This window comes from Sphingomonas phyllosphaerae (genome assembly GCF_029623345.1).
Lineage (GTDB): Bacteria > Pseudomonadota > Alphaproteobacteria > Sphingomonadales > Sphingomonadaceae > Sphingomonas > Sphingomonas phyllosphaerae_C.
Map to the genome: position 1 here is coordinate 320,946 of NZ_JAPYKH010000002.1, position 20,345 is coordinate 341,290.

The 20,345-nt window shown below is 68.1% G+C and carries 18 protein-coding genes; 6 read left to right on the plus strand and 12 right to left on the minus strand.

Annotated elements, in window-relative coordinates; translation table 11 throughout:
• Positions 1–22: 22 nt before the first annotated feature.
• Complete coding sequence (locus QBJ89_RS03270) at positions 23–2,113, minus strand: glutaminase family protein (RefSeq protein ID WP_277979109.1); 2,091 nt, start codon at positions 2,111–2,113, stop codon at positions 23–25.
• Positions 2,114–2,152: 39 nt separating this feature from the next.
• A complete protein-coding gene (locus QBJ89_RS03275; RefSeq protein WP_277979110.1) occupies positions 2,153–4,939 on the minus strand; it encodes a TonB-dependent receptor in 2,787 nt (928 codons plus the stop codon).
• 568 nt (positions 4,940–5,507) lie between these two features.
• On the opposite strand from QBJ89_RS03275, the gene QBJ89_RS03280 reads away from it, so the two are divergent.
• Positions 5,508–6,272 carry an SDR family oxidoreductase gene (locus QBJ89_RS03280; protein ID WP_277979111.1) on the plus strand — a complete coding sequence of 255 codons (765 nt, stop codon included), beginning with the start codon at positions 5,508–5,510 and terminating at the stop codon, positions 6,270–6,272.
• Between the two features lie 95 nt (positions 6,273–6,367).
• On the plus strand, positions 6,368–7,219 hold the full coding sequence (locus QBJ89_RS03285) for a glycosidase (RefSeq protein WP_277979112.1): 852 nt from the start codon (positions 6,368–6,370) through the stop codon (positions 7,217–7,219).
• Between the two features lie 141 nt (positions 7,220–7,360).
• On the opposite strand, the gene QBJ89_RS03290 is transcribed toward QBJ89_RS03285, so the two are convergent.
• The 3 genes from QBJ89_RS03290 to QBJ89_RS03300 all read right to left on the minus strand — a co-directional run bounded on the left by QBJ89_RS03290 (position 7,361) and on the right by QBJ89_RS03300 (position 11,854).
• Positions 7,361–9,295 (minus strand): glycoside hydrolase family 127 protein, encoded by a 1,935-nt coding sequence (locus QBJ89_RS03290; RefSeq protein ID WP_277979113.1) that lies wholly within the window; start codon positions 9,293–9,295, stop codon positions 7,361–7,363.
• A gap of 90 nt (positions 9,296–9,385) precedes the next feature.
• Positions 9,386–11,062: a carboxylesterase/lipase family protein gene (locus tag QBJ89_RS03295; protein WP_277979114.1), complete on the minus strand. Its 1,677-nt coding sequence runs from the start codon at positions 11,060–11,062 to the stop codon at positions 9,386–9,388.
• A gap of 231 nt (positions 11,063–11,293) precedes the next feature.
• Positions 11,294–11,854, minus strand: a complete 561-nt coding sequence (locus QBJ89_RS03300; protein ID WP_277979115.1) for an FxDxF family PEP-CTERM protein — start codon at positions 11,852–11,854, stop codon at positions 11,294–11,296.
• A gap of 235 nt (positions 11,855–12,089) precedes the next feature.
• Between QBJ89_RS03300 and QBJ89_RS03305 the strand changes: the two genes are divergently transcribed.
• Positions 12,090–13,154, plus strand: a complete 1,065-nt coding sequence (locus QBJ89_RS03305) for a spore photoproduct lyase family protein (protein WP_277979116.1) — start codon at positions 12,090–12,092, stop codon at positions 13,152–13,154.
• Positions 13,155–13,402: 248 nt separating this feature from the next.
• Here the strand turns inward: QBJ89_RS03305 and QBJ89_RS03310 are convergent, their stop codons facing one another.
• The 5 genes from QBJ89_RS03310 to QBJ89_RS03330 form a co-directional block, all read right to left on the minus strand.
• Positions 13,403–13,984, minus strand: coding sequence for a DUF4142 domain-containing protein (locus tag QBJ89_RS03310; RefSeq protein WP_277979117.1), 582 nt, complete (start codon positions 13,982–13,984; stop codon positions 13,403–13,405).
• 150 nt (positions 13,985–14,134) lie between these two features.
• Complete coding sequence (locus tag QBJ89_RS03315) at positions 14,135–15,010, minus strand: SDR family oxidoreductase (protein WP_277979118.1); 876 nt, start codon at positions 15,008–15,010, stop codon at positions 14,135–14,137.
• A 42-nt stretch (positions 15,011–15,052) separates the two neighbouring features.
• On the minus strand, positions 15,053–15,196 hold the full coding sequence (locus QBJ89_RS03320; protein WP_277979119.1) for a hypothetical protein: 144 nt from the start codon (positions 15,194–15,196) through the stop codon (positions 15,053–15,055).
• Positions 15,197–15,266: 70 nt separating this feature from the next.
• Complete coding sequence (locus QBJ89_RS03325; RefSeq protein WP_277979120.1) at positions 15,267–15,515, minus strand: hypothetical protein; 249 nt, start codon at positions 15,513–15,515, stop codon at positions 15,267–15,269.
• Positions 15,516–15,525: 10 nt separating this feature from the next.
• A complete protein-coding gene (locus QBJ89_RS03330) occupies positions 15,526–16,992 on the minus strand; it encodes a PAS domain S-box protein (protein ID WP_277979121.1) in 1,467 nt (488 codons plus the stop codon).
• Between the two features lie 158 nt (positions 16,993–17,150).
• Between QBJ89_RS03330 and QBJ89_RS03335 the strand changes: the two genes are divergently transcribed.
• The 3 genes from QBJ89_RS03335 to QBJ89_RS03345 all read left to right on the plus strand — a co-directional run bounded on the left by QBJ89_RS03335 (position 17,151) and on the right by QBJ89_RS03345 (position 18,329).
• Positions 17,151–17,420, plus strand: coding sequence for a GlsB/YeaQ/YmgE family stress response membrane protein (locus QBJ89_RS03335; protein WP_277979122.1), 270 nt, complete (start codon positions 17,151–17,153; stop codon positions 17,418–17,420).
• Positions 17,421–17,437: 17 nt separating this feature from the next.
• Positions 17,438–17,965 carry a hypothetical protein gene (locus QBJ89_RS03340; protein ID WP_277979123.1) on the plus strand — a complete coding sequence of 176 codons (528 nt, stop codon included), beginning with the start codon at positions 17,438–17,440 and terminating at the stop codon, positions 17,963–17,965.
• 79 nt (positions 17,966–18,044) lie between these two features.
• Positions 18,045–18,329: a helix-turn-helix domain-containing protein gene (locus QBJ89_RS03345; RefSeq protein ID WP_277979124.1), complete on the plus strand. Its 285-nt coding sequence runs from the start codon at positions 18,045–18,047 to the stop codon at positions 18,327–18,329.
• Here the strand turns inward: QBJ89_RS03345 and QBJ89_RS03350 are convergent.
• Together QBJ89_RS03350 and QBJ89_RS03355 are read right to left on the minus strand one after the other, a co-directional pair.
• On the minus strand, positions 18,326–18,982 hold the full coding sequence (locus QBJ89_RS03350; RefSeq protein ID WP_277979125.1) for an alpha/beta fold hydrolase: 657 nt from the start codon (positions 18,980–18,982) through the stop codon (positions 18,326–18,328). The genes QBJ89_RS03345 and QBJ89_RS03350 overlap by 4 nt on opposite strands.
• A 37-nt stretch (positions 18,983–19,019) precedes the next feature.
• Positions 19,020–20,321 carry a CitMHS family transporter gene (locus QBJ89_RS03355; RefSeq protein WP_277979126.1) on the minus strand — a complete coding sequence of 434 codons (1,302 nt, stop codon included), beginning with the start codon at positions 20,319–20,321 and terminating at the stop codon, positions 19,020–19,022.
• Positions 20,322–20,345: the final 24 nt, after the last annotated feature.

The window sequence follows — 20,345 nt, forward strand, 5'->3', positions numbered from 1 at the left end:
GTTGTCCTCCTCGCTATCCGGCTTACTTCGCGGCGCGCGCGGCCCATTTGCGCCAGAGCGCCGGGTCGTCGAGCATCTTGATGTACACGCCGCCTACCACCGCCCGCGCCTGGAAGCCGACCTGCGCGCCGTCGGTCGTCTCGTACCAGTCGCTCAGCGGCACGCGCGTGGGCGTCTCCTGCATGTAGCGGTGGAGCGGCTCGACCAGCGCCGCGAAGGTGGCACGGTCGTCGGCCAGCGTCGCGCTCCAGGTAATCCAGTCGAGCTTGGTATAGGTCTTGCGACTGTCGAGCGGCAGGCCGTACTTGCCCTGGTGGCGCTGGTAGAAGGCCAACTCGCTGCGCCGGAGCGACGCCGGGAACAGCCCGCGGCCCAGCACCTTGTCCCAGACGAGATTGTACTTCTGGCTCCATGTGCCGGGCTGGTCGAAGGCGAGCCTGGTGTGGTCGCCGTCCTGCGCCATCACCTGCCAGCGCGCCGCCATCTGCTTGGCGGTGGTGCGATAGCGTACCGCTTCCTGCTTCTTGCCGAGCAGCCGGGCCAGTTCGGCATAAGCGTCGAGTGCGCTGATCGCCTTGATCGACAGGTTGGTGTTGTGCGCGAGATGCCCGGCGAAATCGTCGGTGCTGAGCTGGTTCTCGGGGTCCAGCCCCTTGTCGCGCAGGAACTCGGCCCATTTCGTCAGCAGCGGCCAATAGCGCTCGGCGAAAGCGGCGTTGCCCTGCACCTTGGCGAGCGCGCCGATCATCAGCAGCATGTTGCCGCTCTCCTCGACCGGCATCTGGTCGTCCTCGCTGCGCTCGCCGCCGCCATACACCTGCCCGTTGGCCTGGGGGTAGGTGCCGATATCGTGCGGGGCGAAGGGGAAGCGCCAGCGCGGCATGGTCGCATAATCGAGGATTGGGCGCAGCTGCGCCTCGAGCAGGCGCGGGTTGAGCAGCAGGTAGAAAGGCGAGGTGGGATAAGTAATGTCCACCGTCGCGATGCAGCCGTTGCTGAAATTCTCCTTGGAGAAATAGAGCGGCGTGCCGTCGATGTCGGCGACCAGTTTGTGCGCGGCGAGGGTCTGGCGATAGGCCAGCACCGCCAGCTCGGCATAGGCGCGGCCGCCGGCCCGCTCCAGATCGGCGGTGAGCTCGCGGTCGAAGGCGGCGGCGCGCTCGCGCAGCGCCGGCTCGTCGCGCTCGGCGACCTGGAGCAGCTGCGCCATCGTCATGCCGTTGCGGCGCCAGTAAGCGGGAAGGCGGCGCTTGAAATACTCGATCGAGTCGATGTCGTCATAGGCGAGCATCGCGCGCCGCGTCACCGGCTCGGCGCCGACGCTGCCGAGATCGAAGCGCGCCGCCAGCAGCGGGCGGTTCTGGTGCGCCAGCCGCGGCATGGCGAGATCGTCGGGCACCGGCGCGGTGCCGTCGCGGAAGGCGGCGCGCTCGCCCTCGCCGATCGTCGCGGTGGTGGTGCCTGGCTGCTGCGGCACCGCCAGCTGCGCCCAGCCCCAATCGATCCGCACGTTGTCGCCGACCTTCTGGAGCACCTGCTGCGACGTCGTGCCGACGCGCATCACGTTCATGTCGCCGACGCGGCTGCTGCCCCACACCACCTGCTGCTGGTCGTCGTTGACCGCGAGCTGCGCGCTGGCGTCGACATAGACCTGCACCGCGTGCGCGCGCCCGTCGGTGGAGCGCACCGTCCAGCTAAGATAGGTGACCGGGCGCGAGACGAGGTCGAGGTCGTCGGGCAGCGCGGGCGAGAGGAAGGTGGCGGTGAGCCGCACCCCGCCGCCATCGAAGTCGTAGCTGGTGCGCGTCGGCGTCAGCTCGCGCGCCACCTGCGTCATCGCGTCGCCGCGGCCGCCGCCCAGGAAGCGAAGCGCCTTGCCGTCGACGCGGACCCAGCCGCTGATCTGCTGCTCGCTGCCGGTCCAGTGGCGCGTGGGCGCGTCGTTGAGCTTGTCGGTCAGGCTCCACAGGCTGAAGTACGGATCGTGCGCCACCAGCGGGGTGGCGGGCGTGCGCGTGGTGACCGGTGCCTGCGCATGGAGCGGCGTGGCGAGCGGCAGCGCGACGAGGCAGGCTAGCGTGAGCGCACGCGCGGCGAGACGGGTAGCGGGCATTCTGGCTCCTGGCTGGGAGAGGTGAAGGTACATCGCGGCTCAGAAGCGGAAGCGTGCGCCGAGCGAGAAGGTCCGCGCCTCGTAGCGGATGTCGCGCGGGTAGCTCTGCGTGTCGGAGAAGTTGCGGACGTTCTGGAACGGCACGCCCGTCAGGTTGGTGGCGTCGAAGGTGAAGGTCAAGAACTCGACCGGGGTGAAGGCGGCGGAGAAGTCGAGCCGCGCCGTGGCGCGCGTGTATTCGCCGGCGACGGCCGACTCGCTCTCGGTGTTGTTGTAGAAGTTCACCCAGTCAGTACGGTAATTATAGGCCAGTCGCGCCGATACCGGCCCCTTTTCGTAGAGCAGGTTGGCGTTGTAGGTCCATTTCGAGGTGTTGGGCACGCGCACCAGCCGGCCCTGCTCGCCCAGCACCGTCGGTAGCGCCTGCTTGCCGTCGAGATAGGTGCCGTTGAGCTGGGTGCCGAAGCCGCTCAGCACGCCGGGCAGGAAGTCGAAGAAGGTGGTGAACGCCAGTTCCACGCCCTGGATCCGGCCCTCGCCGGCGTTCTCGGGCCGGGTGACGCGGATGTTGCCGAACCCGGGGACCTGCTGGAACACCGTGTAATTGCTGATGAAGCCCTTGAGATCGCGGCGGAATACCGCGCCCGTCAGCGATCCGGTGCGGCTGAAATACCATTCCAGCGAAGCGTCGTAATTCTTCGACTGGATCGGCTCGAGGTCGATGTTGCCGCTGCTGCCGTTATAGTCGCCCAAGTTCACCGAATCGCGCTGGAGCACGAAGGCGGGGTTGCTCTGGCCGAAGGTAGGGCGCGTGCGCGTCTCGGTGGCGGAGGCGCGAAGCTGGAGCTGATCGGTCAACCGCGCGCGTAGGCTGACGTTGGGCAGCACGTCGACGTAATTCTTGCGATCGTCGGTGATGCGGACATCGCCGTCGACCGACCCCAGTCCGACCGTCTGGATGGTGGTGTTGACCACGCGCGCGCCGACCACGCCGTCGAGCGGGATACCGCCGAGCTCGAAGCCGTAATGAAGCTGGCCGTAGAAAGCGTAGGACCTCTCGTCCGCGGCGAATTGCGTGGTGTAGGGCGGCAGCGCGGGATCCCACAGCTCGGGCCGCTGGTCGACGTTGCCGAGGTTGCTGATCCGCAGACGCTCCTGCGCGAAGGCGCGTAGCGCCTCGATATTGTCGAACACGTCCTGGCCGCTGGGAGCGTACCATTGCCGCGTCGGCTGCGCGTCGCTGCCGCGGAAGCCCTCCTTGACCAAACCGCCCATACCGATCGGCGCCGCGGTCAGCGGAACGCGCTGTGCGCGGATGTTGGCATAGCGCGTGCCGTCCGCGAAGGTGCTCTTGCGCGTGGTGTAGCGCGTGCCGAACTGGAGCTTGTCGATCCCGTCGAGATCGAAGTCCAGCTCGAGGTCGTTGCGCCACTGCCAGCCCGAGCCGCGCCCCTCGCGCTGCCGGTCGAAGATACCGCGAATGACATAATTGTTCGGATCGGTGAGGTCGAAGCCCGGAAGCGAGAACTCGACGCCGCCATAATCGCGATCGATGTCGAAGGTGATGTCGGCGGTCGCCGGATCGCGCGCGGCGAAATCGAAACCGTAGTCGGTGAAATAGTTGCGCGTCGTGGTATAAGCGAGATCGGTGCTGAACTTGGCGTGTTCGCCCTTGATGCTGCCTCCGCCGGCGAACTGATAGGTGTTGGTGGTGCTGTGCGGCACGCCGCGGAACAGGTCGGTGCCGATCGATCCCTCGCCGCCCGAACGCGTGAGGCTCTTCACCTTGCCGGGATCGGTCTCGTCGAGCACGACATTGCTGAAGGTGGGGTTGCCGTTGCGCAATCGGATGGCGAGCTCGCTATTCTCCTCGCGGCTGCGATAGCCCTGGTACAGGCCGTCTAGGTAAAGCTCGATATTGGCGGCGGGGCGCCATTGCAGCGAGCCATTCACCGACGGCCGCCAGCGCTTGCCGTTATTGTAGAAGATGCCGACCGATTCCGGGATCTTGAAGTCGCGACCGACACCGGGCGTGGTGATCACTTGCCCGTCGACGGGCGTGTCGACGTCGCCGCTGTCCCAGCGCGCGGAAGTGAGATAATTGGTCTGCGTGTACGAGACGTTGATCAACGCGCCGAACTCGCCGATCGACGTGTCGAAGCGGTCGCTGATCAGCAGGCTGGCCTGCGGGTCGACCTTGCGCGCCTGATCGCCGTAGATGCCGCGGATCGAGCCCGCGAGCTCGAACCCGTCGAAATCGAACGGGCGGCGCGAGCGCACGTTGACCAGTCCCGCGATGCCGCCCTCGACGAGATCGGCGGTGGTGGCCTTGTAGACCTCGAGCCCGGCGAGCGAGGCGGCGGGAAAGTCCTGGAACGCCACCTGCCGCCCCTCGGCGGTGTACAGTTCGCGGCCGTTGAAGGTGGTGGTGACATCGGGCAGGCCGCGCACCGAGACGCCGTTGGCTTCGTCCTGCGAGCGCGACACCTGCACGCCGGTAATCCGCGCCAGCGCCTCTGCGGCGTTGTTGTCGGGAAGCTTGCCGATGTCTTCGGCAACGACCGCATCGAGGATCTGGTCCGCGTCACGCTTGAGCGCCTGCGCGCCCTGGACGCTGCGGCGGAGGCCCGTGACCACGATGTCCTCCTCGCCGACCGGCGATGGCGGCACCGGATCATCGACCGGAGCGCCCGCGCTGCCCGATGGCGGCACATTCGCGTCCTGGGGAGTGGCACTGCCAGCTGGCGTCTGCCCCATAGCGGCCGGCGGCAGCATCAAGACAAACGCCAGCGTCAGCACGGACGCGGTGTCCCTACCTTTCATCATCCAATCTCCCGTGACCACCTTATCTCGGCGGCTGTGCTCTTCTTATGGAGGAGACTAGATAAAAGAAAGCATATAATCCTATTAATGATGATAACGCTATCAGTCGTCGCCCGCTTTTGCTTCTTCGGCTATACTCTCGACCATCGTGTTTGTTGGGCAATCGCCTTGGATGCAATCGTTCTCAAAAGGAGCTCATCGACCCGACGCAGTGAGGCGCGGATCAACAGTTTTCGGGTCGCGTCGCAGTGCTCACATCAGCACGGCGCGACTGTATCGGGTGCGGCGTGTCGTGTGTTCCTGAGATGGCGGCGTGATCGTGCCGACGTCGCTTCGGGATCGTCGCCCGTCGATTCGACTAGGGACATACGGAGGAGCCCACCGCTCGACCTCCTGCCGCTCGCATTGCCAAGTGATCCAACGGTTCCTCGACTGGCCGGTGCGATCGCGCGAGCGCGACGTGCGATCGCACATTTACCGGCCTCGAATCTGTACGCCGTGATCACGCTTCCTGGTGAGGCCGATCATCCATGTGCGGCGTTAGGCCGCAGTAGCAGTGAGGACGTCGGCGATGGCCAGAACGATCGTGGTGACCGGCGCGGAATCGGGGATCGGGGCGGCGTGCGCGGCGGCGTTCGGCGCGGCCGGCGACCGGGTCGCGGTGCTGTATTTTTCCGACGCGGCGGCGGCCCAGACCAGCGCGGCGACGGTGCGGCAGTGTGGCGGCGAGGCAATCACCGTGCAGGCGCATGTCGACGATGAGGCATCGGTCGACGCTGCCTTCACCGCGGTCGAGCAGGCCTGGGGCCCCGCCGACGTGCTGATCAATTCCGCCGGTCTCAACATGAGTGGCGTCACCGTTCGTGCGATGACCCTGGCGCAATGGCGTCGGTTGATCGACACCGACCTCACCGGCGCCTTCCTCGTCTCGCGGCGCTTCCTCACCGGACGGGGCGAGGGTGCGGGCGACGCAGCGATCATCCATATCTCGTCGATCCACGCCTATGCCGTACGCGCCGGCGGCGCCGACTATTGCGCCGCCAAAGGCGGGTTATCGAACCTGGTGGAGACGCTCGCGATCGAGGAAGCGCCGCGGCGCATTCGGGTGAACGCGATCGAACCGGGCATGATCCTGACCCCGATGAACGCGCGCGCGCAGCACGATCCCACCTATCGGCACGCGCTCGAGGGCAACATCCCGCTCGGCCGGGCCGGCGATCCGGCGGAGGTAGCCGACCTGGCTGTGTTCCTCGCCTCGGATCGCGCCCGCTATATCACGGGCGCGCGCATCGTCATCGACGGTGGCCTGTCGCTGATGCAGGCACTCGGCGCGTGAGCGGGGACTCGGTCGCGGACCCACACCGGTCCGATCCCGTCGTCGCTGCGGCGACACCACTGGATTTCAACGTCAAATCAATCGAGAACGTCGTCGTGGAAGGGCCTTCCGCGCTGATGGCACGCGACCTGATGAGCCCCTACGTCTGGCGCGAAAGCGACGGGCGCTGGGGGTTGATGGTGCGCGCGACCGTGCGCGCCGGTGAGCCGCTCATCGATACCGGCCAGATCTGGGCGGGGTGGAGCGCGGACGGCGTCCACTTCACGATGCTCGACGCCCCGTCGCTCGTGCCCGGTCCCGGCGACCATGACGCAGGCGGCGTGGAGGATCCGACGGTGGTGCGGGAGGCGGATGGCTATGTCGTCTATTATTCGGGCGTGCTGGCCGACCACGCACACGGCGAGCTTTCGTACGCGACCGGCCCGTCGCTCGACCGGCTGAGCAAGAGCGGCGTAGCGCTCGCCTCGTCGAAGTCGGAGGGCAACACCAAGGAGGCGACGGTGGACTGCCCTGCGGACGGGCGCTGGCGATTGTTCTACGAATATGCCGCCGATGACGCGTCGCGGGTCGGGTTGGCCATCGGACCGAGCGTGGCGGGGCCCTGGAGCGAGCAGTCGACTCCCTTCATGCCGCGCGCGGACAGTTGGGACGACTGGCACCTCTCGACCGGACCGCTGCTGACCGACGATCCGACACTGCCGGTGATGTTCTACAACGGCGCGACGCGCGATGCGCGCTGGCGGATCGGCTGGGTCGCGTTCGACGCGGCTTATGAGCGGGTGGTGGCGCGCGGCATCGAGCCGCTGCTCACGCCACCGCCGGTGTCCGACCGCAGCGCGACCGACATCGCCTTCGCTGCCTCGGTCGTGGTCGAGGCGGGCGCCATCTGGCTTTACTATTCGCTCGAAGACCGGCGCCTCGCGCGCGCGTTGATCCGGCGGAGCTGACGAGCCCGGGTCACGCCGGGAGCGCGTGCCGCATCGCGGCCGGGTGTAGCCGACGATGCGGAAGCGGTATCGTCAGGTCTGTGGCACCTCGCGAATACGCACCTGTCAGCGCGGGATGCACTCTCCTGTCGCCACGATTGGTTACGTCGCGTCACTCAGCTGCCAGTAGGTTGCATACCGCTCGTGCGCGATGCGGTGATAGGGGATGAGACGGACCTTGCGGCGATCGGCCGAGGCGATCGTGAACTCCAGCGGCGTCCCCGTCGGCCGCACCGCCCGCGCGAGCGACGTAGCATCGCCGGCGAGCGTCGGTGCGGTGAACGGGGCATCGTTGTAGCTGCCGTAGCGGCGCTCGTTGACCACGATGTCGGCGCCTGAGGCGAGACCGTCGCGCCCTAGCGCGCCCGCCAGCACCAGCGGTCCGTAAAGAATGGCGGCGATGCCCGGCGCCGCCGGCGCCTGTTCCACCGTCACGTCCATCGCGAGGCGTAGCTCGACGCGATCGCCGTCGCGCCAGGTTCGTGTCAGCGCCAGATAGCGTCCCGGCGCGTGCGAGCGCATGACCTCGCGGCCGTTCACCTGCACGATCGCCTCGCGGCTCCAGCGCGGGTGGCGCAGTTGGAGCGTCAGCTCGGTCGGCGCCGCGAGCGTCCAGCGCAGCGCGGTGCCGGGCTGCTCCGGGAAGCTGGTGGTCTGCGTCAGCGTCGCGCGCCGCGCGGCCCACCGCACGGCGGAGGGGATGAAGAGGTTTACGTACAGCGAGCGATCGTCGTGGAAGTAGATCGAATCGCGATATTTGACGTGGTTCTCCATGCCCGTGCCGGTGCAGCACCAGAACGAGTCCTCGGGCGTGTGGTACAATTTCATGTAACCGGGGCGGGCGCCCTGGAAATAGGTCGCCATGCCGCTGTCCGGGTCCTGCGAGGCGAGGATGCCGTTGTACAGCACGCGCTCGTAGAAGTCGGCATAATCGGCGCTGGGATCCTGCAGGAACAAAGCGCGCGTCAGCCGCAGCATGTTGTGCTGGCAGCACGTTTCCGACCCTTTGGCGGAGAAGACGTGGTCGGCGAAAGCCGCCATGGGGAAGAAATGCTCGTTGTCGCCGTGTCCTCCGGTTGCGAACGAGCGTGTGTGCGCGACCGTTCGCCAGAAGAAGGCGGCGGCGTCGCGGTAGCGCGTCTCGCCGGTGGCGGCATAGACCCGCTCGAAGCCGATGATCTTGGGGATCTGCGTGTTGGCGTGGAGCCCGTCGAGGTGGTCGCGCTGGCGCGCCAGCGGTTCGAGGATCGCCTTGTGCGAGAAGCGCTGCGCCAGGGTGCGGTAGTCGGCGTTGCTCGTCATGAGATAGAGGTCGGCGAACACCTCGTTCATGCCGCCATGCTCAGTCTCAAGCATGACCTCGAACTGCTGGTCCGACAGCGGACGAGTCGCCACCACCGCCCAGTCGGCGAACCGGATCAGCACCTCGCGTGCGCGCTGGCTGTCCGCCAACAGCGCCGCGTCGCGCAGCCCGGCGACGATCTTGTGGAGCGTGTACCAGGGCACGCCGGTGATCGGCTCGCCGCGGAGATGCGCCGCGACAAGCGCCGGCCCCTTGGGAAAGGCGCAGACCAGGCCACTGTCGGCGGCGCGCTGGCACGCCGCGAGCTCGTCCGCAATATAGTCGATCCGCTCGCGAAAGCGCGCGTCGTCGGTCGAGCGCCACGCCAGCGCGCAGGCGGTGAGATAATGGCCGAGCGTGTGGCCGTGGCAGTTGATGTCGGCCCAGATCGGTTCGGATTCCCACCCGCCGTAGACCGGTGCCTTGGCCGGCAGCCCCGCGTTCACCCGAAAATTGTGCAGCAGCCGGTCGGGCTCCAGCCGCAGCAGATAGGCCTCGGTCATCCGCTGCGCGTGGAGGAAGGGACCTTCGGCGAGGTCGACGTCGCGCAGGTCGAAGGCGCGGAGTCGGTCTGGGATGGTCGCCGCGAGCGGCGCTGCGCCGGCGTCGAAGGCGCTTGCCGTCAGCGGCAGCACCGCCGCGCTGGTGAGGAAGCGGCGGCGCGAGAGGGCGCGCGCCTTTCTGACGTCGATCATGCTAGCGCTCCGTCCTGCCGCTTGTTCGCGGTTACCATCTCACGATCACCTTCGTCGCGCGATGGCGGTGACAACCATCTGCCCTCTCATTCAGCCAAGCAGCACCCGCCGCACGTCGCCGTCCGGATCGTCCGCCATGCGGCAGCGATCGTCGAGGATCATGGTCTGGCAGCGGCTCGGGTCCGTCGCCTGCCAGGCGAGGCCGGGCTGACTGGGATTACCCGTGCGCGCGAACTGCGCCCAGGCGCTCGCAGTCCGACGCGCCAGTGCGCGGGCGGCCGGCGTGTTGCCGGTGCCCTGGTCGCACAGCGCGGTATTGTCGAAGCAGAAGGCGAGCTCGGCGGTGTGCCACGCGCCGCACTGGCCGTCGAGCTGGGGCGACTGCCACGTGAACCAATATTGATAGGCGGGCGCACCGCCGGCGTCGTGGCGCAGCTTGACCATGCGCTGCACGTTGTTGCGCTGCGCGTAGCCGCCCACGCCGTAGGACAGTGTCCGAATACTCTTGCCCGGCTGGGCGCGCTTCATCGCCGCCATCAGCGCGTCGGCCTTCCCGGCGCCGAGATCCTTCGCGAGTGAGGCGCGCCACTCCGCCTCGCTCGGGTTGGAACTGTACGACATGCCCTCCTCGCTGACCGAGCCGATCAGCAGCGGCACGTCGCGCGCCTGGTCCGGCGCGGCGTCGTGGAACGAGCGCAGCGTGACGGTCGCCCCGTCGAGCGTCGGGCCCCAGCCCACGCGCGGCGCCGCGCCGGGGCCCATGGCGAACCAGAACGAGCGACGCATCGGCCCGTTGATCTCGCCCGCCACCTTGTTGCTCGCGTCGAACAGGCGCTGCCACGGCATCGCCTGCAACGCCGCCAGATCGCGCGGGCCGACCCCCAGCTCCTTCACCACCCGGCGGGCATAGTCGCGCGACTGGTCGCGGTCCGGGATGTTGCCGCCCCCGCCCGACTGGATCGCGGCGCGGTGCACCATGCCGCGGGTCGACGGCATGCCGAGCAGCGTCGTGACCTTCGATCCGCCACCGGACTGGCCGTAGATCATCACCTTGTCGGGATCGCCGCCAAAGGAGGCGATGTTCTCCTGCACCCAGCGCAACGCGGCGGCGCAATCGGTCATGCCGACGTTGACCGACCCCTCGTAGGCGGCGCCGCCGACCTCGGTCATGTCGAGGAAGCCGAGCACGTTGAGTCGGTGGTTGATCGACACCTGCACCACGTCGTGGTGGCGCGCCATCTGCGCTCCGTCGTGCGAGGCGAGCTCGTACGACGAGCCGAAGCTGAAGCCGCCGCCATGAAAATAGACCATCACCGGCCGGCTGCCGCTCAGCGACGGCGTCCAGACGTTGAGCTTGAGCATGTCCTCGCCCTGGAACCCGTCGGTCCACTGCTGGAGGAAGGTATGCTCCTTGGCGCGAAAGCTGTGCGGCGTCTGGGGGCAGTTGGCACCGTAAGCAAGCGCGGGATAGGCGTCCTGCCACGGCGTCGGCGGCTTCGCCGGTAGCCAGCGGTTGGCGCCGCCGGTGTCGTCGCCGTACGGTATGCCCTTGAAGATCAGCACGTCGTCGGAGACGTAGCCGCGCACCGGGCCATATCGGGTGCGCGCGATCGCGCTACGCGGCGTGGTACAGCGGGTCGCAGCGGCATCGTCCCGGCGCGACGCCGTGGCCTTCGCTGCGTCCGCGCGGACGGAAAGCGCGGCACCGGCGGCAGCCCCGCCCAGCAGCGCCGCGCGCCGGTCCATCGTGCCACGTGGTAGCGTCATCCTCGCGTCTCTCCTGGCCGCCATCTGACACGATGGTATCGTTAACATCAGCCTGGGGAAGCGTCGGCGTTCCGTCAAGAGAGTACGGGGAGGAAATGGTGCGATCCCGGCCGATACCTGATTCGACGCGATGGGTCGCCAAGGACCGAGACGCAAAAACAAAGGAGGGGAGGGGCGCTGTTGCAGCGTCCCTCCCCCCGGCATGCCCGTAAATGGCGGGAAAACCCCCGGTCAGACGGCCTGGCGCGGGCGGAAGGTCACGCGACGGCGGCGCATCGCGTAGCCGACCACGCCGAAGCCCATGATCATCATCGCCCAGGTGGCCGGCTCCGGCACCGCAGAGCTCAGCGGCGCGAACGTCGCCTGGCCGCCATAAGCGCCATTGCCGCGCGAGATGCCGTTGACGACGAGGCGGTTCAGTTCACCCGCGACGATCGGCACGTTGTTGACGAAGGCAACCTCGAAGGCGCCGCCGGCGGTGCGCGTGATCTCGGCGGCGACACCGTTGATGAACACCGAGGTGAAATCGACGTCGCTGGCCGAGCCGAGGTCGGTTACGCTCGTCGTCACCGTGCCGCTGCCCATGCCATCGATCGGCAGCGTGAAGGTGAAGGTGTCGGTGAACGCACCCGCGCGGATGCCGCGGTTGAAGAAGGCGCCCGAGAAGGAGCCACCGGCGCCTTGGGTCGCCTTGAAGTTGCGCGAGCCCACCGGGAAAGTGGCGGCGGCGGCCGAGGAGGCGACGCCGGTCGAGGCGGCTGCCACCAGGGCGAGAGCCACAAGATTCTTCATACGCGTTCCTCTTACGTCACATCGGCGGGGAGCGGCCTCGGCCGCGGAGCGGCGTCCCTGCCATCCGCGTCGCGAAAGGTTAACTGAATAATAACCTTGTTGCTTCTTTCTGCGCCACTGCGGCGTGAAAAGCACGGTCCGGACGGCCTCGGCTGTGCCGGCGTGATCGCGTGCGGCCAGCCTCACCGCGGACAAAGCGCATGGTGCAGGCGCAGTGGCACCCCATATCGCCAATATGGCACTGCCCCGCACCCTGATCGATCCCAAGCTGATCTACTTGGAGCCTGCGGTGCGCGATGTCGCGCGCGGTCGCGAGGTGCTGGCCCGTTTTCCCGACGCCAAGCAGATCGAGGTGCCGAGCCACTGGAAGGTCGATGCGCTGTCCGATCCCGCGCTCGCGCAGGACTGGTTGCGGGTCAAGCGCGACGTTCTCGTGCTCGGCGTGAAGAAGGGCTTGGCAATGCGGCCGAACGGGCGTTCGGCGGACTTCATCGCGCCGTCCTCGTCGAACGGCTGCGCGATGGCTTGCGCTTATTGTTATGTCGGTCGCCGGAAGGGCTATGCCAATCCGATCAGCATCTTCGTCAACGTCGACGCGATCGCGCGGGCGATCGGGCGCCATGCCGCTCGGCTGGGCCCCAAGCCCGCGCCCGACAGCATCGACCCGGTCGACTGGGTCTATGACTTGGGCGAGAACGGCGATCTGTCGATCGACGCGTCGCTGTCGGACAATGTGCGCGATCTCGTCGCCGCTTTCCGCGACTTTCCCAACGCCAAGGGCTCGTTCGCGACCAAGTTCGTCAACCGCGATCTCCTCGACTATGACCCGCAGAGCCGCACCCGCGTGCGCTTCAGCCTGATGCCCGAGACAATCGCCAAGGTGGTCGACGTGCGGACGTCAGCGATGAGCGAGCGCATCGCCGCGATCAATGACTTCGTCGACGCGGGCTATGAGGTGCACGTCAACTTCTCCCCGGTGATCGTCCACGAGGGCTGGGAAGCCGACTGGAAGGCGCTCTTCGCCGAGCTCGACGCCGCGCTTTCGCCCGCGGCGCGGGCGCAGCTAAAGTGCGAGGTGATCTTCCTGACCCACAACGAGGCGCTGCACGACCTCAACCTGCTGTGGCACCCGCGCGCGGAGGAGTGGCTCTGGCGCCCCGACCTGCAGGAGCGCAAGTGGAGCCAGTCGGGTATGCGCAACCTTCGCTACAAGGCGGGGTGGAAGCGGCAGTGGCTCGATCGTTTCCTCGCCTGGCTCGGCGAGGCCATGCCCTATTGCACGGTGCGCTACGCTTTCTGATCCTTGTCCCGCCGACGAGCCGCGGTGAAACCGGTCATCGATCTACAGCGCCAGCGTAAACGGATAGGAATGCGTCCTCAACGAAGCATATCATGCGGCCGGACTGACATGCGTCCCCGAGCTTGACGGTCGCGTCGGTGGCCCAGCATGCACGCTGCCGCCGGTAAAGCGGCGGCAGCGTGCAAAAGTGCGTGGCGCGGCTAACCCATCGCCCTGCGGCGACCGGACCAACCGCGCGCGTCCCCGACTTAGACCTTGAGTCCCTTGGCCATGTTGAGGTGCGCGGTAACGGTCGGCACCAGGTCCTGCGCGAAGGTCTTGAGCGCGGGTACGTCACCCGTAGCGGCATAGGCCTTGAGCGCGTCGAGCGTCTGCTGGTGCGCTGCCGACTGAGCCGCGGCATAGGCGCTGTCGAACGCATTGCCCTTGGCGGCGCGCAGGTTCTCCAGCGTCTGCTGCTGCTCGGCGCTAAGCGTCGCGACCGGCTGGATCGCGGGCGACAGTCCGGCGGTGACGGTCTTCAGCTTGGCGGTTGATGCCTCATGCGCATCGATCATCGCTTTGGCGAAGCGCTTGACCGCGGGCGCGGAGGCGTTGGTGAGCGCCAGCCGCGAGGTCTCGATCTCGAACGCGTCGCTGGCGGCGGCGGTGTTGGCGAAGCTCTGACCGGCACTGGCAGGCGCGGTGGCGGTCGGCGTGGCGGTCGCCATCCCAGTCGCGCCGAGGTCGCTGCCATTCATTGCGTTGATCTGCGTCGTGTCGTTACCGCGGCTGCACGCGCCGAGCGCCAGCACAGCGGTGGCGGCGAGTATCGTCGAACGAAAGCTCATCATATCAGTCCTCTCCGAAGCTTCTGGCGTAAGCGCCTGCGCGCACGCAACGTTCCGGATCGAGGCCGATCGCGCGCCTGGACGGCAGCACGCCCGTAAAAGGGCGAGTGTCGCGACGTCGGTCCACGTGGCAGGCTGTCGGCGACGCCGTCAAGAGATCGGAACGCCGCCGGTCACCGCGACGACGTTGCCCGACATGTAGCTGCCCTCGGCAGAGGCCAGCAGCACATAGGCGGGAGCGAGTTCGGCGGGCTGTCCCGCGCGGCCGAGCGGGGTGTCGTGACCAAGCGTCTCCAGCTCCTCGGGTGATTTGGCGATAGGCTGGATCGGCGTCCAGATCGGTCCGGGCGCGACCGCGTTGACGCGGATGCCGTCCGGCGCCAGCAGGTTCGACAGCCCGACGGTGAGGCTCGAGATCGCGCCCTTGGTGGCGGCATAGACGATCATGTTCTTGCCCGCGACCTTGGCCTGCTCACTGGTCGTGTTGATGATCGCCGCGCCGGGCCGCAGGTGTGGTGCCGCCGCCTTGGCGAGGCGGATCATGGCAAAGACATTGGCGGCGAAGGCGCCCTGCATCTCGTCGTCGTCGATCGTGTCGAGCCCTTCGTTGGTCGTCTGTGCCGCAGCGTTGTTGACCAGGACGTCGAGCCCGCCAAGGTCGGCGACGGTGCGCTCGACCAGACGGTTGCAGTGATCGCGGTCGCGGATGTCCCCCGGCAGCAGCAGGCAGCGGCGGCCGGCTTTCTCGACCCATGCGCGCGTCTCGTCGGCGTCGGGCTGCTCGTCGGTTAGGTAAGAGAGCGCAACGTCGGCGCCCTCGCGCGCATAAGCGATCGCCACCGCGCGACCGATCCCCGAGTCACCGCCGGTTATCAGCGCGACCTTGCCCGTGAGCAATCCCCTGCCGATATAGCTTTCCTCGCCGTGATCGGGCTTGGTACGCATGGCGCTGGTCAACCCAGGGCGCGGCTGCCGCTGTTCGTCGGGAAAGCTGGTGGGCTGGCGGTAGCGGGGGTCGTCGGTCATGAACGCTCCTGTCGGTGGATCGGTGAGAGGTGGCGGGAGCGACTATGACTTCTTCGACTTACCGCCCTTCTTGCCCAGCTCCGCCTGCGCCGCGGATGATTTGCGCGGGTTCTTCTCGCCTTCCTTCGCCGCCTTGGCGTTGGCCTTCTGCGCCGTCGCGCTGCCGTTGCCCTTCTTCTCCGTCATCATCGCGCTCCCGCTAAGACCGATTTCAAACGGGACGGACGACGGTTGGTTGCGCGCGGTCGCGGCGGCTTCACCCGGCACGCGCGCGCTCCGCCAGCACGATGCGCCGACGCCTGACCAGTTCGGCCAGCTCGCCTTCGACGAAGCTGCACGGGCGGCAGGGGCGATTGGGCAGCGATACGCGAATATCGCGTGGATTAAGGCGGTTCTCCACGATGCGATCGACGACGCGGTCAAGCCGCCCCTCGTCGACGATGACCCTGAAGCCGTCGGTTCCCATGACCGACGCGACCGCATGCTCGTCCCAGATCGTGCTCAATGACTTCCCCTCATGCCCGATGCGTGCCCATGCCGCGCTCGCGTCCCCAGACGACCGCTCCGCTGCGGCGGGTGGCGCCGGTCTTCTCGTAGATTCGTGCGACATGGTTGCGCACCGTGTTGCGCGTGATCGCCAGCCGATCGGCAATGGCAGCGTCGTCGAGATCGTCGCAGATCAGGTCGAGCACCTGGCGCTCGCGCGCGGTCAGGTCGGCGGGGGCGAGCTGCGCCGTCGGTCGGCGCAACGTGGCGAGCTTGTCGAGGATCGAGCGGCTGAGCCAGCGCGTGTCCTTGAGCACCTCGTCGATCGCGCCGGCGAGTTCGGCCTCGCTGCGGCGCCGCTCGGTGACGTCCTGATAGACCCAGATCACCCGCGTCGTGTCGTCGCCGTCGATCCGCTCCGCCGCGACGCTGCACCGCAGCTCGCTGCCGTCGCGCGCCACGAAGGCGGCCTCTGCGGCGTGCACCGCGCCGTGCTCCGCGAGCTCGCGTTCGATTGTCGCGCGCGCCGCGTCGTCCTGCCACCAGCCGAGCGCGTCGGCCGGCGCATTTTCGCCCGGCTCGTCCGCGATGCCCGACAATGCGCGGAAGGCGGCGTTGACGCGAAGCACGCGATGCGCCGTGTCGGCGATCACCATCGCCACCGGGGCCATGTCGAAGACCGCCTCGAGGTTGCGTTCGCTGACCGCGAGCGATCGCTCCGCCTCGCGGCGCGGCTGAAGGTCGGCGAAGGTGAGCAGCAAGACGTCCTCGTCGGTGACGTCGATCGGCTGTCCGGCGAAGATGACGAGGCGGCGGGTGCCATCGGCGCAGAGCAGTTCGGCCTCGGTCTGCGGGATCACGTCGCCGGCATCGATCAGGCCGCGCACCTCGGCGCGGCTCGGCAGGCCGCCGAGCAGCCCCAGTCCGAACAGCGAGCGCTCGACCAGTTGTTCACGGGTGAAGCCGGTCAGCGCGAGAAAACCGGCGTTGACGTTGGCGACCCTCAGGTCGCGCTGCCGTACGATCAGCGCCGGCGCGGGATTGGCGCGGAACATGGCGCGGAAGCGCGCCTCCGCGTCGAAGCGCTTCGACACGTCACACAGCACCACCGCGAGATAGTCGGGCTCGCCGCCGTCGACGTCCATGACGACGTCGCGCACCTGATGGACCCAGCTCGCCTCGTCGCATCCCGCCGGCGCGACCTCGACGATCAGATCGGGCATCGGCTCGCCCGCCAGCACGCGAAAGAGCGGGTACTCGCGATGCTTGAGCTGTCGGTGCTCGGTGTCCCACATGGTGAAGCGCCGCGCATAATCCTCGGCGGTGGCGCCCAGCTCCCCCAGCTCGGTCACGCCGTGCATGGCCAGCGCGGCGACGTTGGCGGTGAGCAGCGTCCCGCTCGGGTCCAGCAGGATCACGCCATCGAGAAGCTGCGCGATCAGCTGCTCGAGGTGGCGGAGCGTCGGCGAGGCGGAGAGAGGAGCTGAGCTCGGCATCCGCCATCAACCGTGCCACCCCCGTACCGTTCCCGGCGCCGCATCATCGCGCCTAGTGCGCCAGCACTAGTCGACAGTCGTGCTCGCGCCGCGCTCGCTGAACTTGTCGTTCGCGCCTTCCGTTGATGCGGCACCAATCCACTAACGGAGTAATCGTCATGGGCCTGATCGTACTTCTCGTCGTCGGCGGGGTGATCGGCTGGCTGGCCAGCGTGATCATGCGGACCGATGGACAGCAGGGCATCTTCCTCAACGTCGTGGTCGGCATCGTCGGCGCCGTGCTCGCTGGCTTCATCGTCACCCCGCTGATCGGCGGCGCGCCGATCACCAGCGGCGTGCTCAGCATCCAGTCGGTGCTCGTCTCGCTGCTCGGCGCGATCGTGCTGCTCGGCATCGTCAACCTCTTTCGCCGCGGCGCGGTGCGCTGAGGCGGGCGGCGGGGACGGTGCCGCGCATCGCCTCGGCCATCTTCGACACGCAGGCGGACGCGCATCACGCCGTGTCCGACCTGCGTGGCGTCGGCATCCGCGATCGCGAGGTGTCGGTGTTGATGCGGCGGGTGATCGCAGAAGGCGTCGCTCACCCGGGCGCAATCGCCGCTGAGGACAGCGCCAGCGTGCTGCGCGCGATCCTTGGAGGCGGTGCTCTCGGTGCCGGCGCCGGGGTGGCGACGCTGGCGATTCCAGGTGTCGGCCCGCTGGTAGCGGCCGGCGCGATCGCGGCCTCGGCGGTGCCCGGCGCGATGGCGCTCGGCGCCGCCGCAGGGGCGCTGGCGACGACCCTCGCGGAGCTGCTGGCGCCGCACGGCGTAGCGGCTGAGGAGGCCGTCTACTACGATCGCCACCTGGGGCGCGGTGGCGTGCTGCTCTGGGTCGGCAGCGATGCGGCGGTCCCCGTCGAGACGGTCGTCGACATCCTGTATCGCAACGGGGGCCACGATGCCCGACGGCCGGGCAACGCGCTGCTGGAATGAAGGTCTTCCATGCTCGCGCGAGCGCGATGCGGCGAGCAGCGCGACGAGCACCGACAGCCAAGCAAGGAACATCGCGACGATGAAGGAATGCCAGATCGAGGGCACGATGGCGTTCGCGCAACGCTCGGCGGTGGAGGCCGCGCTGCGCGACAATCGCTGCAACATGTCCCATACCGCGCGCCAGCTGCGCGTCGGGCGGACGACGCTGTACCGGCTGATCAAGCGCTTCGAGATCGAGGTGCTCGTCCCGCCGCGCGCATCGGTTCGGCGATCTGAAGCAGGATCGACCAGCGCAGCGCCGACGAGCGTGCGGCTGGTCGACGGCGTCTGGTATCTCGTGAGCGCGGAGGGCGGGCGCGGCTAGCGGCGCAGCCACTCGCGCAGGAGCATCGTGACCTCGCCGGGCCGCTCCATCGGCGCGAGATGGCCGCAGTGGCGGATCTCATGAAAGCGTGCGCCGGGGATCTGCTCGGCGAGCGCGTGCGCGTCTTCGGGGAGGCAGATGCGGTCGCGGTCGCCCACCGCCACCAGCGTCGGCACGCGCACCGCGTCGATCGCGGGCGCGATGTCGGGGCGGGCGAGCAGCGCGTGCTGCTGGCGCTCGAAGATCGCCGCGCCGACGCGCTCGGCCATCGCCTGGACCGGGCCGCTGACGATCGGTGTGAGCATCGGATCGGCGTGCGGCGCGGTGGCGAGCAGGCCCTGCTCGCGGACGCTGCGCGGTCGCATCCGCATCGAGGCACGCGTGCCGAACAGCGCGAGCCGCTCGACCCGGCCGGGCGCCTGGCGGATCATCTCGAGCGCGACATAGCCGCCGAGGCTGACCCCGGCGACGGCGATGCGCGACGGCGCGTGCGCGAGGACGCGCGCCGCCATCGCCTCGAGCGTGTCGTCGACCGTGAGATCACCTAACTCGGGATGCGCGAGGTCGGCGAGATCGATCACCTGACGCGCCCAGAGCTGGCCGTCGCACCCCATCGCCGGCAGCAGGACGAGCGGGATCGGCTTGGCGGTCATGATCGGTTCTCCGATGCGGAACGACGAAGGGAAGGGGTCAGCCGACCAGCGGGAAGGCGAGCGCCAGCAGGCCGACGATCGTCATCAGCGTGCAAATCGCGGCGGCGGGGACCAGCGTGAAACGCTGGTGATCGGCCAGGTCGACCCCGGCAAGGCTGACCAGCAGGTAGGTCGAGGGGACCAGCGGGCTGAGCAAGTGGACCGGCTGGCCCATCAGCGAGGCGCGCGCGATCGCCATCGGCGCGACGCCATAATGTGCGCCCGCCTCGGCGAGGATCGGCAGCATGCCGAAGTAGAAAGCGTCGTTCGAGATGAAGAAGGTGAACGGCAGGCTGAGCGCGGCGGTGATCGGCGCCATGTACGGCCCGAGCGCGGGCGGGATCACACCGACCACTTCCTTGCTCATCGCCTCGACCATGCCGGTGCCCGACAGAATGCCGGTGAAGATGCCCGCAGCGAAGATCAGCGACACCACCGACAGCACGTTGCCCGCGTGCGCCGCGATCCGCTCCTTCTGCTCGGCCACCTGCGGATAGTTGACGATCATCGCCACCGCGAAGGCCAGCATCATCAGCACCGACAGCGGCAGCACGCCCGAGACGAGCCCGGCGAGCAATGCCACCGTCAGCGCGGCGTTGAACCAGCGCAGCCGCGGCCGCCGCGCCTCGGGGAACTGCGACACCGCCATGCCGGTGAAGCTCGTCGGCGCCTCGGCGTGGAGCTGGCCGATGCGGCGGCGCTCCTTGCGGCCGAAATAGACCGCGAGCGCGACCAGCCCGGCGAGCCCGGCGATCATCCCCGGGATCAGCGGCAGGAACAGCGTCGCCGGATCGAGCTTGAGCGCGCTCGCGGCGCGCGCGGTCGGGCCGCCCCAGGGCGTCAGGTTCATGATGCCGCTGGTCGTCATCAGCAGGCAGCACAGGTACAGCCGGTTCATGTCGTAGCGCTTGTACAGCGGCAGCAGCGCGGCGATCGTGATGATGTAGGTGGTCGAGCCGTCGCCATCGAGGCTCACCATCGCGCACAGGGCGACCGTGCCGACCAGGATCTTGAGCGGATCGCCGTGCACCAGCCGCAGCAGCCGGTTGACCAGCGGGTCGAACAGGCCGGTGTCGGTCATGGTCGAGAAGAACAGGATCGCGAAGAGCAGCATCACGCCGGTCGGCGCGAGATTCTTGATGCCGTCGATCATCATCTCGCCCAGCCCGGCGGCGAAGCCGGCGATCAGCGCGAAGGCGGTGGGGACGACGATCAGCGCGACCAGCGGGGTCATGCGCTTGGTCATGATCAGCGTCATGAAGGTGGCCACCATCAGGAAGCCGAGCAGAGCGAGGTTCATCGCGGGGGAAGTCCTGTGTGCGGG

What these genes read in the sequence shown, in the direction of transcription:
- QBJ89_RS03300 (WP_277979115.1), bottom strand. Translation starts at nt 11,854, where the DNA reads ATGAAGAATCTTGTGGCTCTCGCCCTGGTGGCAGCCGCCTCGACCGGC.
- QBJ89_RS03270 (WP_277979109.1), bottom strand. Translation starts at nt 2,113, where the DNA reads ATGCCCGCTACCCGTCTCGCCGCGCGTGCGCTCACGCTAGCCTGCCTC.
- QBJ89_RS03305 (WP_277979116.1), top strand. Translation starts at nt 12,090, where the DNA reads ATGGCACTGCCCCGCACCCTGATCGATCCCAAGCTGATCTACTTGGAG.
- QBJ89_RS03315 (WP_277979118.1), bottom strand. Translation starts at nt 15,010, where the DNA reads ATGACCGACGACCCCCGCTACCGCCAGCCCACCAGCTTTCCCGACGAA.
- QBJ89_RS03310 (WP_277979117.1), bottom strand. Translation starts at nt 13,984, where the DNA reads ATGAGCTTTCGTTCGACGATACTCGCCGCCACCGCTGTGCTGGCGCTC.
- QBJ89_RS03345 (WP_277979124.1), top strand. Translation starts at nt 18,045, where the DNA reads ATGAAGGAATGCCAGATCGAGGGCACGATGGCGTTCGCGCAACGCTCG.
- QBJ89_RS03275 (WP_277979110.1), bottom strand. Translation starts at nt 4,939, where the DNA reads ATGATGAAAGGTAGGGACACCGCGTCCGTGCTGACGCTGGCGTTTGTC.
- QBJ89_RS03280 (WP_277979111.1), top strand. Translation starts at nt 5,508, where the DNA reads ATGGCCAGAACGATCGTGGTGACCGGCGCGGAATCGGGGATCGGGGCG.
- QBJ89_RS03330 (WP_277979121.1), bottom strand. Translation starts at nt 16,992, where the DNA reads ATGCCGAGCTCAGCTCCTCTCTCCGCCTCGCCGACGCTCCGCCACCTC.
- QBJ89_RS03320 (WP_277979119.1), bottom strand. Translation starts at nt 15,196, where the DNA reads ATGACGGAGAAGAAGGGCAACGGCAGCGCGACGGCGCAGAAGGCCAAC.
- QBJ89_RS03335 (WP_277979122.1), top strand. Translation starts at nt 17,151, where the DNA reads ATGGGCCTGATCGTACTTCTCGTCGTCGGCGGGGTGATCGGCTGGCTG.
- QBJ89_RS03290 (WP_277979113.1), bottom strand. Translation starts at nt 9,295, where the DNA reads ATGATCGACGTCAGAAAGGCGCGCGCCCTCTCGCGCCGCCGCTTCCTC.
- QBJ89_RS03355 (WP_277979126.1), bottom strand. Translation starts at nt 20,321, where the DNA reads ATGAACCTCGCTCTGCTCGGCTTCCTGATGGTGGCCACCTTCATGACG.
- QBJ89_RS03295 (WP_277979114.1), bottom strand. Translation starts at nt 11,062, where the DNA reads ATGACGCTACCACGTGGCACGATGGACCGGCGCGCGGCGCTGCTGGGC.
- QBJ89_RS03350 (WP_277979125.1), bottom strand. Translation starts at nt 18,982, where the DNA reads ATGACCGCCAAGCCGATCCCGCTCGTCCTGCTGCCGGCGATGGGGTGC.